The following is a 13,044-nucleotide window of genomic DNA, read 5'->3' as shown; positions in this document are numbered from 1 at the left end:
AACCTCGTCTCCCGCTCTTTGAAAAAGCAAGTAATTTGCGTTGAAGTAAATGGTTTGCTTGAAAAGCGAGAGAGGTGAGAAGTTTATGCTGAGCGTAGTCGAAGCAAACCTCGTCTCCCGCTCTTTGAAAAAGCAAGTAATTTGCGTTGAAGTGAATGGTTTGCTTGAAAAGCGAGAGAGGTGAGAAGTTTATGCTGAGCGTAGTCGAAGCAAACCTCGTCTCCCGCTCTGTAACCGATTTTTACGATGTAAAACCGGTTTGACTGCCGACGTAGCTCAGGGGTAGAGCGTTTCCTTGGTAAGGAAGAGGCCACGGGTTCAAATCCCGTCGTTGGCTCACGGAGAACTTAAATTTGAACACTAATATATAACTAAGATTAAATTATTAAATCATGGCAAAGGAAACATTTGATCGTTCCAAACCCCACTTGAATATTGGTACTATTGGACACGTGGATCATGGTAAAACAACTTTAACCGCAGCTATAACTAAAGTTTTGGCGGATGCCGGTTTTTCTGAAGCAAGAAGCTTTGATCAGATTGATAATGCTCCGGAAGAAAAAGAAAGAGGTATTACAATTAATACATCACACGTAGAATATCAAACAGCTAACCGTCACTATGCGCACGTTGACTGTCCTGGTCACGCCGATTACGTGAAAAACATGGTTACCGGTGCTGCTCAGATGGACGGTGCTATCCTGGTTGTTGCTGCTACCGATGGTCCTATGCCGCAAACTCGTGAGCACATCCTTCTTGGACGTCAGGTAGGTGTTCCGAGAATCGTAGTTTTCCTGAACAAAGTTGACCTTGTTGATGATCCTGAGCTGCTCGAGCTTGTAGATATGGAAGTAAGAGACTTGTTGAGTTTCTATGAGTATGACGGCGATAATGGTCCTGTAATTCAAGGTTCTGCTCTCGGAGCTCTTAACGGAGAGAAACAATGGGTAGATACAGTTATGGAGTTGATGGAAGCTGTGGATAACTGGATTGAATTGCCGGAGAGGGATGTAGATAAGGATTTCCTTATGCCTGTAGAAGACGTATTTACGATCACTGGTCGTGGTACTGTTGCAACAGGACGTATTGAAACCGGTGTTGCTAAAACAGGAGATCCTGTAGAGATCATCGGTATGGGGGCTGAAAAATTGACTTCTACTATTACCGGGGTTGAGATGTTCCGTAAAATATTAGATAGAGGTGAGGCCGGAGATAACGTAGGTCTTCTTCTGAGAGGTATTGAAAAGACTCAGATCCGAAGAGGTATGGTAATCTGTAAGCCGGGATCTGTAAAGCCTCATGCTAAATTCAAAGCAGAGGTGTATATCCTTAAGAAAGAAGAAGGTGGTCGTCACACTCCTTTCCATAATAACTACCGTCCTCAGTTCTATGTACGTACAACTGACGTAACAGGTACTATTTCTCTTCCTGACGGAGTAGAAATGGTAATGCCCGGAGATAACCTTACTATTACTGTGGAGCTTCTCCAGCCTATCGCGCTTAACGTGGGTCTTCGATTTGCGATTCGTGAAGGTGGTAGAACAGTTGGAGCCGGACAGGTAACTGAAATATTAGACTAATCGCAGTCTTAAAATTATAAGTAAAAGCCGGAAGATGCCTTTTCTTTGTTAGGTTCTTCCGGCTTTACGAACGGGTGTAGTTCAAGGGTAGAATAGCGGTCTCCAAAACCGTTGATGGGAGTTCGAATCTCTCCACCCGTGCAAAGTAAAAAAAGATGGCAGTAGTAGGTTATATAAAAGAGTCCTTCGAAGAATTAAAAAACAACGTGACCTGGCCTACCTGGGCCGAAGGACAAAGGCTGATGGTCGTAGTAGCTGTTTTTTCTATATTGTTTTCTTTGGCTATATGGGGAATTGATGTAGGTTTTGGTGAGCTGATCAGTCTGTATTATAGTAAATTAAGTTAATATACGAGTAGATTGCAATGGCAGAAGCATTAGTGAAACGGTGGTATGTGGTAAGGGCGGTCAGTGGCCAGGAAAATAAAGTGAAGTCTTATATTGAAAATGAGGTGACTCGGCTTGGCTATTCTGACTATGTGGATGAGGTGCTCGTACCTACCGAAAAGGTAGTTCAGATACGCAACGGTAAAAAAGTGAATAAGGAAAGGGTTTACTTTCCTGGGTATGTAATGGTGAAAGCTAACCTCGGTGGGGAAGTTACACACATTATAAAGTCTATTACCGGTGTTATCGGCTTTCTTGGCGAGGTAAAAGGCGGAGATCCTGTGCCTTTGCGCAAATCCGAAGTAAACAGAATGCTTGGTAAGGTAGATGAATTGTCTGTTAAGACGGATAATGTGGTTATACCTTATAGTGTCGGAGAGACCGTAAAAGTTATAGACGGACCTTTCAACGGCTTTAACGGTACCGTAGAAAAAGTGAATGAAGAAAAGCGTAAGCTGGAGGTGATGGTGAAGATATTCGGTAGGAAGACACCTTTGGAGCTTAGTTATATGCAAGTAGAGAAAATTTAAATGTTACATATAGAAGTGTCTTTTGCTTCCTTAGAAAAAGACGCTTCCTTATATTAAATTCTGAACAATGGCAAAAGAAGTTAGTAAAGTAGTTAAACTACAAGTTAGGGGAGGTGCTGCGAATCCGTCGCCACCGGTTGGACCCGCTTTAGGTGCTGCCGGCGTTAACATCATGGAGTTCTGTAAGCAGTTTAATGCTCGTACGCAGGACAAACAGGGGAAAGTAGTACCCGTTGTTATCACGGTTTATAAAGATAAGTCATTTGACTTTATCATAAAGACACCGCCGGCGGCAGTTCAATTGAAGGAAGCGGCTAAGATTAAAAGTGGTTCCGGAGAGCCTAACCGTAAGAAAGTGGCCAGCATTACCTGGGATCAGGTAAGAGCGATCGCTGAAGACAAAATGCAGGATCTCAATGCGTTTACCGTAGAGTCTGCCATGAGTATGGTAGCCGGTACCGCGAGGTCTATGGGATTAACGGTTAGTGGTGAGAAGCCTTTTTAAATCTTAAAAGACAAGGGAAATGGCAAAATTGACGAAAAAGCAAAAAGAAGCTTTGTCTAAAATAGACAGAAATAAGCTGTATTCGGTAAATGAGGCTTCCGCTTTGGTTAAAGAAATAACCAATGTGAAATTTGATGCTTCTGTAGACATTGCTGTAAGGCTGGGTGTAGATCCGCGTAAAGCGAACCAGATGGTTCGTGGTGTGGTTACATTGCCGCACGGTACCGGTAAGGATGTGAAAGTTCTTGCTTTGGTAACGCCGGATAAAGAAGCTGAAGCAAAGGAAGCGGGTGCGGACTATGTAGGTCTTGACGAATATCTGCAAAAGATAAAAGACGGCTGGACGGATGTTGATGTTATTATTACTATGCCAAGTGTTATGGGGAAATTAGGACCGTTGGGACGTATTCTCGGACCCCGCGGACTGATGCCTAACCCTAAGACCGGTACGGTAACAATGGACGTGGCTAAAGCCGTTAGCGAAGTAAAAGCTGGTAAAATCGATTTTAAGGTTGATAAAACCGGAATCGTGCATGCCGCTATAGGGAAAGCTTCATTCACTCCGGATAAACTTGCCGGAAACGCGAATGAATTGATTCAAACTTTAATTAAACTAAAACCAACTGCAGCTAAAGGTACATACATCAAGAGTATTCACTTGTCCAGTACAATGAGTCCCGGTGTACCTGTAGACCCTAAGGCAGTTTAATTGGTAGTTAATAATTCTTTTAATCATGACGAGAGAAGAAAAAGCAACGGTAATCAGTGATTTAACTGCACAGTTGGCTGATAATGCAAATATTTACCTTGCAGATATATCTGGCTTGGATGCGACAGCTACCTCTAATTTGCGTAGGGCGTGTTTCAAAGCCAATGTGAAACTGGCGGTGGTAAAGAATACATTGCTTTCCAAAGCGATGGAAGCGTCTGATAAAGATTTTGGTGAATTACCTTCCATTCTGAAAGGTAATACATCTCTGATGTTCTCTGAAACAGGTAATGTTCCTGCAAAACTGATAAAGGACTTCCGTAAGAAATCGGATAAACCTCTGTTGAAAGGTGCCTTTATCGCAGAAGCGATCTATATCGGGGATGAGCAATTGGATGCCCTGGTTAACATCAAATCCAAAGAAGAAGTTATCGGGGATATCATCGGATTGTTGCAATCTCCTGCTAAGAACGTTATTTCCGGTCTTAAGTCCGGAGGTGGAAAACTTGCAGGTATCCTTAAAACTTTATCAGAAAAAGAGTAAGTACGCACTTAATAACAATTATATTTAAAATTCTAAAAACGATAGAAATGGCAGATTTGAAAGATTTTGCAGAACAATTGGTTAACTTAACTGTAAAAGAAGTAAACGAGTTAGCAGACATATTGAAAGAAGAATACGGTATAGAACCTGCTGCTGCTGCAGTTGCTGTTGCCGGAGGTGGTGCTGCTGCCGGAGGTGGAGAAGCTGCTGAAGAAAAAACCGAATTTGACGTAATCCTTAAAGCTGCTGGTGGATCTAAATTAGCAGTTGTAAAACTGGTAAAAGAACTTACCGGTCTTGGACTTAAAGAAGCTAAAGAGATCGTAGACAGCGCTCCTAAAGCTATCAAAGAAGGAATTTCTAAAGACGAAGCAGAAGGAATCAAATCTTCTTTAGAAGAAGCCGGAGCAGAGGTTGAACTTAAATAAGTTCCCTGAGCTTTAAAGCCTTGGTTTAGGTCTTTTCGCGATACGCGAACTAGGCCTAAACCCTTTTGCATATATAATTATATGCCTTATATTACTTATATTTTAATCAAAATTTTGTCCATTGATGTTCACAAATCAGACTGAAAGAATAAGTTTCGCCTCGGCCAAGAACACACCGGATTATCCCGATTTCTTGGACATTCAGATTCAATCGTTCCAGGATTTCTTCCAGCTGGAAACCAAATCTGAAGAGAGAGGACGTGAAGGGTTGTATAACACCTTCATGGAGAACTTCCCGATTACTGATACACGCAATCAGTTTGTATTAGAATTTTTAGATTATTTTGTGGACCCTCCACGGTATACCATCCAGGAATGTATTGAAAGAGGGTTAACCTATAGCGTGCCTTTGAAAGCCAGGTTGAAACTGTATTGTACCGATCCGGAACATGAGGACTTCGAAACCATAGTGCAGGACGTTTATCTGGGAACCATACCGTATATGACACCCAGCGGTACTTTTGTTATTAATGGAGCCGAAAGAGTTGTTGTTTCCCAGTTGCACCGTTCTCCGGGAGTATTCTTTGGACAATCGTTCCATGCAAACGGAACCAAATTATATTCTGCCAGGGTAATACCTTTTAAAGGTTCGTGGATAGAATTCGCTACCGATATCAACAGCGTAATGTACGCGTATATCGATAGGAAGAAAAAATTACCGGTAACCACCCTGTTCAGGGCCATAGGTTTTGAAAGAGATAAAGATATCCTCGAGATCTTTGACCTTGCCGAGGAAGTTAAGGTTTCCAAAACCGGTCTGAAAAAAGTACTCGGCAGAAAGCTTGCCGCAAGAGTGTTGAATACATGGCATGAGGATTTTGTAGATGAAGACACCGGTGAAGTAGTTTCCATCGAGCGTAACGAAATCGTGCTCGACAGGGACACCATACTGGAAAAAGATCATATAGATGAGATTATCGACGCGGATGTCAAAACTATCCTTCTGCATAAGGAAGACAGTCAGACCGCCGACTATGCGATAATTCACAATACATTGCAGAAAGACCCTACCAACTCCGAAAAAGAGGCGGTAGAACACATATACCGGCAATTGCGTAATGCGGAACCGCCCGATGAGGAGACTGCCCGCGGAATTATCGACAAACTCTTCTTCTCCGATCAGCGTTATAACCTGGGAGATGTAGGACGTTACAGGATGAACAAAAAGCTGGGACTGAATATCGATATGGATAAGCAGGTCCTGACCAAAGAAGATATCATCACCATCATCAAGTACCTGATTGAACTTATCAGTGCCAAAGCCGAAGTGGATGATATCGACCACTTGTCCAACAGGCGTGTAAGAACGGTTGGAGAACAATTGTCCGCACAATTTGGTGTAGGTCTGGCGCGTATGGCCAGAACCATCCGGGAACGGATGAACGTAAGGGATAACGAGGTATTTACCCCGATTGACCTTATTAATGCCAAAACCCTGTCCTCCGTAATTAACTCTTTCTTCGGTACCAACCAGTTGTCCCAGTTTATGGACCAGACAAACCCGTTGGCCGAGATCACCCACAAGAGACGTCTGTCTGCCCTCGGGCCGGGAGGTCTTTCCAGGGAGAGAGCCGGATTTGAGGTACGTGACGTTCACTATACGCATTACGGACGCCTTTGTCCGATTGAAACACCGGAAGGACCGAACATCGGTTTGATCTCTTCCCTGAGTGTTTTTGCCAAGGTAAATACCATGGGATTCATTGAAACACCATACCGGAAAGTGGAGAACGGTAAAGTAGATGTTACCAAGTTTACATATCTGAGTGCTGAAGAAGAAGAAGAAAAACTCATTGCCCAGGCAAATATTCCGCTGGACAGTGACGGAACTATTTTGAAAGATAAGGTAATTGCACGTGAGGAAGGAGACTTCCCGGTAGTAGATCCTGTACAGGTACACTATACGGACGTTGCGCCAAACCAGATCGCTTCCATATCCGCATCACTTATTCCGTTCCTGGAACACGATGATGCAAACCGTGCCCTGATGGGATCAAACATGATGCGTCAGGCCGTGCCGATACTGAAGCCGGATTCGCCTATTGTAGGTACCGGACTGGAGAGAAGAGTAGCCTCCGATTCCAGGGTACTTATCAATGCTGAAGGCAATGGTGTCGTGGAGTATGTGGATGCTCAGAAAATAACCATTAAATACGACAGAACGGAAGAAGAAAGACTGGTAAGTTTTGATGATGATTCCAAAACATACGAGCTGATCAAATTCCGTAAAACAAACCAGGGGACTTCCATTAACCTCAAACCTATCGTTAAGAAAGGTGGCCGGGTGGCAAAAGGACAGGTACTCTGCGAAGGTTATGCGACCCAGCAGGGAGAACTTGCACTGGGAAGAAACATGCAGGTAGCCTTCATGCCGTGGAAAGGATATAACTTTGAGGATGCGATCGTTATTTCGGAAAAAGTGGTACGTGAAGATATCTTTACATCCATCCATATCGACGAGTATTCTCTGGAAGTGAGGGATACCAAACTCGGAGCAGAAGAACTTACCAACGATATCCCGAACGTTTCGGAAGAAGCTACCAAGGATCTCGACGAACAGGGTATGATCAGGATCGGTGCCGAAGTGAAACCCGGAGATATTCTTATCGGTAAAATTACGCCGAAAGGAGAGTCCGACCCGACACCGGAAGAAAAACTGCTTCGTGCGATTTTCGGAGACAAAGCCGGAGATGTTAAAGATGCATCTCTGAAAGCCTCCCCTTCGCTCAACGGTGTGGTGATCGACAAAAAACTGTTCTCCAGGGCTATCAAAGACAAGCGCAAAAGAGCAAAAGATAAGGAAGATATCGCTAAACTGGATCTGGAGTACAACACCAAGTTTGAAAACCTGAAGAGTGTACTCGTAGAGAAGTTGTTTACCCTTGTAAACGGAAAAACTTCCCAGGGCGTATTGAATGATCTCGGAGAGGAAGTATTACCGAAAGGTAAGAAATACACCCTGAAAATGCTCAACGGTGTGGATGACTTCGCTCACCTTGTCGGAGGAACCTGGACTACGGACGATAATACGAATGTACTGGTAGCCGATCTGCTTCACAACTACAAGATAAAACTGAATGACCTTCAGGGAGCGTTGCGAAGAGATAAGTTCACTATTTCCGTAGGAGATGAACTCCCTGCCGGAATTATGAAACTGGCTAAGATTTACATCGCTAAGAAGCGTAAACTGAAAGTTGGAGATAAAATGGCCGGACGCCACGGTAACAAAGGTATTGTGGCTCGTATTGTTCGCCAGGAAGACATGCCTTTCCTGGAAGACGGAACACCGGTGGATATAGTGCTTAACCCGCTTGGGGTACCTTCCCGTATGAACATCGGGCAGATCTATGAAACCGTTCTCGGTTGGGCAGGTAAAAAGCTGGGCAAAAAGTTTGCTACACCTATTTTTGACGGTGCCTCACTCGATGAGATCAACAAGTATACCGATCAGGCAGGAGTGCCGAGGTTCGGACATACCTATCTCTATGACGGTGGTACCGGAGAACGTTTTGACCAGCCTGCGACCGTAGGGGTGATCTACATGATCAAACTGGGTCACATGATCGACGACAAAATGCACGCACGTTCTATCGGACCTTACTCGCTTATCACCCAGCAACCGCTCGGAGGTAAAGCACAGTTCGGTGGACAGCGTTTCGGAGAGATGGAGGTATGGGCATTGGAAGCCTACGGAGCATCCAGCACACTTAGGGAAATACTTACCGTGAAGTCCGATGACGTTATCGGTAGGGCTAAAACCTATGAAGCTATCGTGAAAGGAGAGGCAATGCCGGAACCGGGACTGCCGGAATCTTTCAACGTGTTGATGCACGAACTCAAAGGTCTGGGACTCGATATCAGGCTGGAGGAATAATTTATATAACGAGGTACACGGCAATCCGTCTACGGACAGGTTGCCGTCTCCCCGTACCAAATTACACTTAATTCATTATCACCATACATCATGGCAAGAGGAAAAGATAAGAATACAGTAACGAGATTTAATAAAATCTCTATAGGCCTGGCATCGCCGGAGTCTATCCTCGCGGAATCCCGCGGAGAGGTTTTGAAGCCGGAAACCATAAACTACCGGACACACAAACCGGAACGTGACGGGTTGTTTTGTGAACGGATATTCGGTCCGGTGAAGGATTATGAATGTGCTTGTGGGAAATACAAGAGGATAAGATATAAAGGTATTGTCTGCGACCGGTGTGGTGTAGAAGTTACAGAGAAAAAAGTACGAAGAGACCGCGTAGGGCATATCAACCTGGTTGTTCCTATCGCGCATATATGGTATTTCAGGTCCCTGCCCAACAAAATAGGATATTTGCTGGGGCTTCCTTCCAAGAAGCTAGATATGATCATATACTATGAGCGTTATGTAGTTATCCAGCCCGGAAACGCTAAGAATGCCGAAGGAGATGACCTGCAGAAAATGGATTTCCTCACCGAGGAAGAATACCTGAACATTCTGGACAGTCTTCCCCAGGATAACCAATACCTGGAAGATGCCGATCCCAACAAGTTTATCGCTAAAATGGGAGCGGAATGTATCATAGAGCTGTTGAACAGAATTGACCTGGACGCTTTGTCTTATGACCTTCGTCATAAGGCCAACAACGAAACTTCCAAACAAAGAAAAACCGAGGCCCTGAAAAGGCTGCAGGTAGTGGAAGCATTCCGGGATGCACAGCAAAACAGGGAGAACAAACCGGAATGGATGATCCTGAAGGTGATTCCGGTTATTCCGCCGGAACTGCGCCCGCTGGTACCTTTGGACGGAGGACGTTTTGCAACATCCGACCTGAATGACCTGTACCGAAGGGTTATTATTAGAAATAATCGTCTGAAAAGACTTATGGAGATAAAAGCTCCCGAAGTGATCCTCCGAAACGAAAAAAGGATGCTTCAGGAGTCTGTGGATTCCCTGTTTGATAATACCCGTAAGTCTTCCGCGGTGAAGACCGAATCGAACAGGCCACTGAAATCCCTGTCCGATTCCCTGAAAGGGAAACAAGGACGTTTTCGTCAGAACCTCCTCGGTAAAAGGGTGGATTATTCCGCTCGTTCGGTTATCGTTGTAGGTCCGGAACTGAAAATGTACGAATGTGGTCTGCCTAAAGATATGGCAGCGGAAATTTACAAACCCTTTGTTATCCGTAAGCTGATAGAAAGAGGTATTGTAAAAACCGTAAAATCCGCGAAAAAAATTATAGACAGAAAAGAGCCCGTAGTATGGGATATCCTGGATAATGTGATTAAAGGACACCCGGTTCTGCTGAACCGTGCCCCCACACTGCACAGGCTTGGTATCCAGGCATTCCAGCCCAAGCTTATAGAAGGTAAAGCTATTCAGCTGCACCCGCTTGCATGTACAGCCTTTAACGCCGACTTTGACGGTGACCAGATGGCAGTGCACCTGCCGCTCGGACCGGAAGCTATACTGGAAGCACAGTTGTTGATGCTCGCTTCTCATAATATACTGAACCCGGCAAACGGTTCGCCGATTACCGTACCTTCCCAGGATATGGTACTCGGACTGTATTATATGACCAAGGAACGAAGAAGTACTCCCGAAGTGACTGTAAAAGGAGAAGGACTTACCTTCTACTCTCCGGAGGAAGTAATTATAGCATACAATGAAAGGAAAGTAGACCTGAACGCTATAATTAAGGTAAGAACCAAAGACTTTAATGACGAAGGCGAACTGGTTACCAAAATCCTTGAGACTACCGTAGGTAGAGTATTATTTAATGAGGTGGTGCCCGAACAGGCCGGATTCATCAATGCCGTTTTGACGAAGAAATCGCTAAGGGATATTATCGGTTACGTACTTAAAGTAACAGATGTACCTACAACGGCTGACTTCCTGGACAAAATAAAGAGTACAGGATACGGAATGGCATTTAAAGGCGGACTTTCTTTCAGTTTGGGAGATATTATTATCCCTGAGGAAAAACACCAGATGATCGCCGAAGCCAATGAGCAGGTAGACGGTATTATGATGAACTATAACATGGGTCTTATTACCAATAACGAACGTTATAACCAGGTAATTGACGTATGGACATCTACCAATGCCATGCTTACAGAGTTGGCTATGAAACGTATCCGTGAGGATATGCAAGGGTTTAACTCGGTATACATGATGCTCGACTCCGGTGCGAGGGGATCCAAAGAACAGATCCGTCAGCTTACCGGGATGCGTGGTCTTATGGCAAAACCGAAGAAGTCTACCGCAGGCGGTGGAGAGATCATCGAAAACCCGATCCTTTCAAACTTTAAAGAAGGACTATCGATCCTGGAATACTTTATCTCTACGCATGGTGCGCGTAAAGGTCTTGCGGATACCGCCCTTAAAACTGCGGATGCGGGATACCTTACACGTCGTCTTGTAGACGTTTCCCAGGACGTTATTATCAATACCGAAGATTGTGGTACACTGAGGGGAGTAGAAGTAGAAGCTCTGAAAAAGAACGAGGAGATTGTAGAATCTCTCGGAGAGCGAATTCTCGGACGTGTATCCCTCCACGATGTATTTGATCCGTTGACCGAAGAACGGCTGGCAGTATCCGGTGAAGAAATCACCGAAGAGATCGTGAAGAAGATCGATGCATCTCCGTTGGAGCGTGTCGAGGTACGATCCGCACTGACATGTGAAGCCAAACACGGTATCTGTGCCAAATGTTATGGCCGAAACCTGGCTACAGGTAAAATGGTACAAAAAGGAGAAGCTGTCGGTGTCATCGCAGCACAGTCTATCGGTGAACCGGGGACACAGTTGACACTGCGTACATTCCACGTGGGTGGTATTGCGGGTAATATCTCCGAAGAGAGCAAACTGCATGCCAAGTTCAACGGTGTTGTTACTATAGAAGATCTGAAAACCGTAAAAAGTCAAAATGCGGAAGGAAAAGAAGTAGACGTGGTAATATCCCGTACCTCAGAAGTGAAGATCACCGACGAGAAAACCGGAATAGTACTGAGTACGAACAATATTCCTTACGGATCACAGATATTTATAAAAGACGGTCAGAAAATAAGTAAAGGCGATGTAATCTGCCAGTGGGACCCTTACAACGGTGTTATTATTTCCGAATTCTCCGGAAGCATCGTTTACGAAAACGTAGAACAAGGGATTACTTACCAGGTGGAAATTGACGAACAAACAGGTTTCCAGGAAAAGGTTATTTCCGAATCCAGGAACAAGAAACTCATTCCTACGTTGCTTATCAAAGGCAGCAAAGGAGATACCCTGCGTTCGTACAACCTTCCTGTTGGTGCTCACATTATGGTAGATAACGGCGAGAAGATCAAAGAAGGTAAAGTACTGGTTAAGATACCTCGTAAGTCGGCTAAGGCCGGGGATATTACGGGAGGTCTGCCAAGGGTTACCGAACTCTTCGAAGCCCGTAACCCGTCTAACCCTGCTGTTGTTTCCGAAATAGATGGTGTAGTTTCTTTCGGTAAAATAAAACGAGGTAACAGAGAGATCATCGTAGAGTCGAAAATAGGAGAGATCAAGAAATATCTCGTAAAGCTTTCGAATCAGATACTCGTACAGGAGAACGATTTTGTAAGAGCGGGAATACCGCTTTCCGACGGATCTGTGACACCGGAAGATATCCTGAATATCAAAGGGCCTTCTGCCGTACAGCAGTACCTCGTTAATGAAGTACAGGAAGTATACCGTTTGCAAGGGGTTAAGATCAACGACAAACACTTTGAAGTTGTAGTTCGTCAGATGATGCGTAAAGTACAGATCAACGATCCCGGCGATACGATATTCCTGGAAGGACAACTGGTTCATAAAGATGACTTCATCGAAGAGAACGACGAACTGTTCGGTAAGAAGGTTGTTGAGGATTCGGGAGAATCTACCACACTCAAAGCCGGTCAGATCGTAACGTTACGTCAATTGAGAGATGAAAACTCCATTCTCAAAAGGGCGGACAAGAAACTGGTTGTGGCAAGAGATGTGATAACAGCTACCGCTTCGCCGGTGCTTCAGGGTATTACCAGGGCATCGTTGCAAACCAAGTCGTTTATCTCTGCGGCTTCGTTCCAGGAAACTACCAAAGTCCTCAATGAGGCAGCCGTTAACGGTAAAGTAGATACTCTGGAGGGGCTGAAAGAGAATGTTATTGTAGGACATAAGATCCCTGCCGGTACAGGTATGCGTGATTATGATAATATCATTGTAGGATCCAAAGAAGAATACGATGAGATCATGAGCAGCAAGCAGGAAGCTAGTCTTTATTAAATTATACGGAAGTTAAAACAGGGCCGGGATTTGTAT

General features: G+C 44.6%; 9 protein-coding genes and 2 tRNA genes. All 11 read left to right on the top strand.

Features of this window, described 5'->3' with window-relative positions:
- The first annotated feature begins 265 nt into the window (after window positions 1–265).
- Window positions 266–337: transfer RNA gene (locus ACVBDU_RS15300), tRNA-Thr, on the top strand.
- Between the two features lie 55 nt (window positions 338–392).
- Window positions 393–1,580: an elongation factor Tu gene (gene tuf / locus ACVBDU_RS15295; RefSeq protein ID WP_447180604.1), complete on the top strand. Its 1,188-nt coding sequence runs from the start codon at window positions 393–395 to the stop codon at window positions 1,578–1,580.
- A 70-nt stretch (window positions 1,581–1,650) separates the two neighbouring features.
- Window positions 1,651–1,721 (top strand) — tRNA-Trp (locus ACVBDU_RS15290).
- A 14-nt stretch (window positions 1,722–1,735) separates the two neighbouring features.
- Window positions 1,736–1,927, top strand: a complete 192-nt coding sequence (gene secE, locus ACVBDU_RS15285; RefSeq protein ID WP_447180603.1) for a preprotein translocase subunit SecE — start codon at window positions 1,736–1,738, stop codon at window positions 1,925–1,927.
- 17 nt (window positions 1,928–1,944) lie between these two features.
- Window positions 1,945–2,496 (top strand): transcription termination/antitermination protein NusG, encoded by a 552-nt coding sequence (gene nusG / locus ACVBDU_RS15280; protein WP_447180602.1) that lies wholly within the window; start codon window positions 1,945–1,947, stop codon window positions 2,494–2,496.
- 67 nt (window positions 2,497–2,563) lie between these two features.
- Window positions 2,564–3,001: a 50S ribosomal protein L11 gene (rplK, locus tag ACVBDU_RS15275; RefSeq protein ID WP_447176230.1), complete on the top strand. Its 438-nt coding sequence runs from the start codon at window positions 2,564–2,566 to the stop codon at window positions 2,999–3,001.
- A 19-nt stretch (window positions 3,002–3,020) separates the two neighbouring features.
- Window positions 3,021–3,710, top strand: coding sequence for a 50S ribosomal protein L1 (gene rplA / locus ACVBDU_RS15270; protein WP_447180601.1), 690 nt, complete (start codon window positions 3,021–3,023; stop codon window positions 3,708–3,710).
- 25 nt (window positions 3,711–3,735) lie between these two features.
- A complete protein-coding gene (rplJ, locus tag ACVBDU_RS15265; protein ID WP_123216360.1) occupies window positions 3,736–4,254 on the top strand; it encodes a 50S ribosomal protein L10 in 519 nt (172 codons plus the stop codon).
- A 47-nt stretch (window positions 4,255–4,301) separates the two neighbouring features.
- Window positions 4,302–4,682: a 50S ribosomal protein L7/L12 gene (gene rplL / locus ACVBDU_RS15260; RefSeq protein WP_072319001.1), complete on the top strand. Its 381-nt coding sequence runs from the start codon at window positions 4,302–4,304 to the stop codon at window positions 4,680–4,682.
- Between the two features lie 124 nt (window positions 4,683–4,806).
- Window positions 4,807–8,616, top strand: a complete 3,810-nt coding sequence (gene rpoB, locus ACVBDU_RS15255; protein WP_447180600.1) for a DNA-directed RNA polymerase subunit beta — start codon at window positions 4,807–4,809, stop codon at window positions 8,614–8,616.
- Between the two features lie 90 nt (window positions 8,617–8,706).
- Window positions 8,707–13,008: a DNA-directed RNA polymerase subunit beta' gene (gene rpoC / locus ACVBDU_RS15250; protein ID WP_447180599.1), complete on the top strand. Its 4,302-nt coding sequence runs from the start codon at window positions 8,707–8,709 to the stop codon at window positions 13,006–13,008.
- Window positions 13,009–13,044: the final 36 nt, after the last annotated feature.

This window comes from Sinomicrobium endophyticum (genome assembly GCF_052983315.1).
This window is presented reverse-complemented; position numbering and strand designations above follow the sequence as displayed.

What these genes read in the sequence shown, in the direction of transcription:
- tuf (WP_447180604.1), top strand. Translation starts at nt 393, where the DNA reads ATGGCAAAGGAAACATTTGATCGTTCCAAACCCCACTTGAATATTGGT.
- secE (WP_447180603.1), top strand. Translation starts at nt 1,736, where the DNA reads ATGGCAGTAGTAGGTTATATAAAAGAGTCCTTCGAAGAATTAAAAAAC.
- nusG (WP_447180602.1), top strand. Translation starts at nt 1,945, where the DNA reads ATGGCAGAAGCATTAGTGAAACGGTGGTATGTGGTAAGGGCGGTCAGT.
- rplK (WP_447176230.1), top strand. Translation starts at nt 2,564, where the DNA reads ATGGCAAAAGAAGTTAGTAAAGTAGTTAAACTACAAGTTAGGGGAGGT.
- rplA (WP_447180601.1), top strand. Translation starts at nt 3,021, where the DNA reads ATGGCAAAATTGACGAAAAAGCAAAAAGAAGCTTTGTCTAAAATAGAC.
- rplJ (WP_123216360.1), top strand. Translation starts at nt 3,736, where the DNA reads ATGACGAGAGAAGAAAAAGCAACGGTAATCAGTGATTTAACTGCACAG.
- rplL (WP_072319001.1), top strand. Translation starts at nt 4,302, where the DNA reads ATGGCAGATTTGAAAGATTTTGCAGAACAATTGGTTAACTTAACTGTA.
- rpoB (WP_447180600.1), top strand. Translation starts at nt 4,807, where the DNA reads ATGTTCACAAATCAGACTGAAAGAATAAGTTTCGCCTCGGCCAAGAAC.
- rpoC (WP_447180599.1), top strand. Translation starts at nt 8,707, where the DNA reads ATGGCAAGAGGAAAAGATAAGAATACAGTAACGAGATTTAATAAAATC.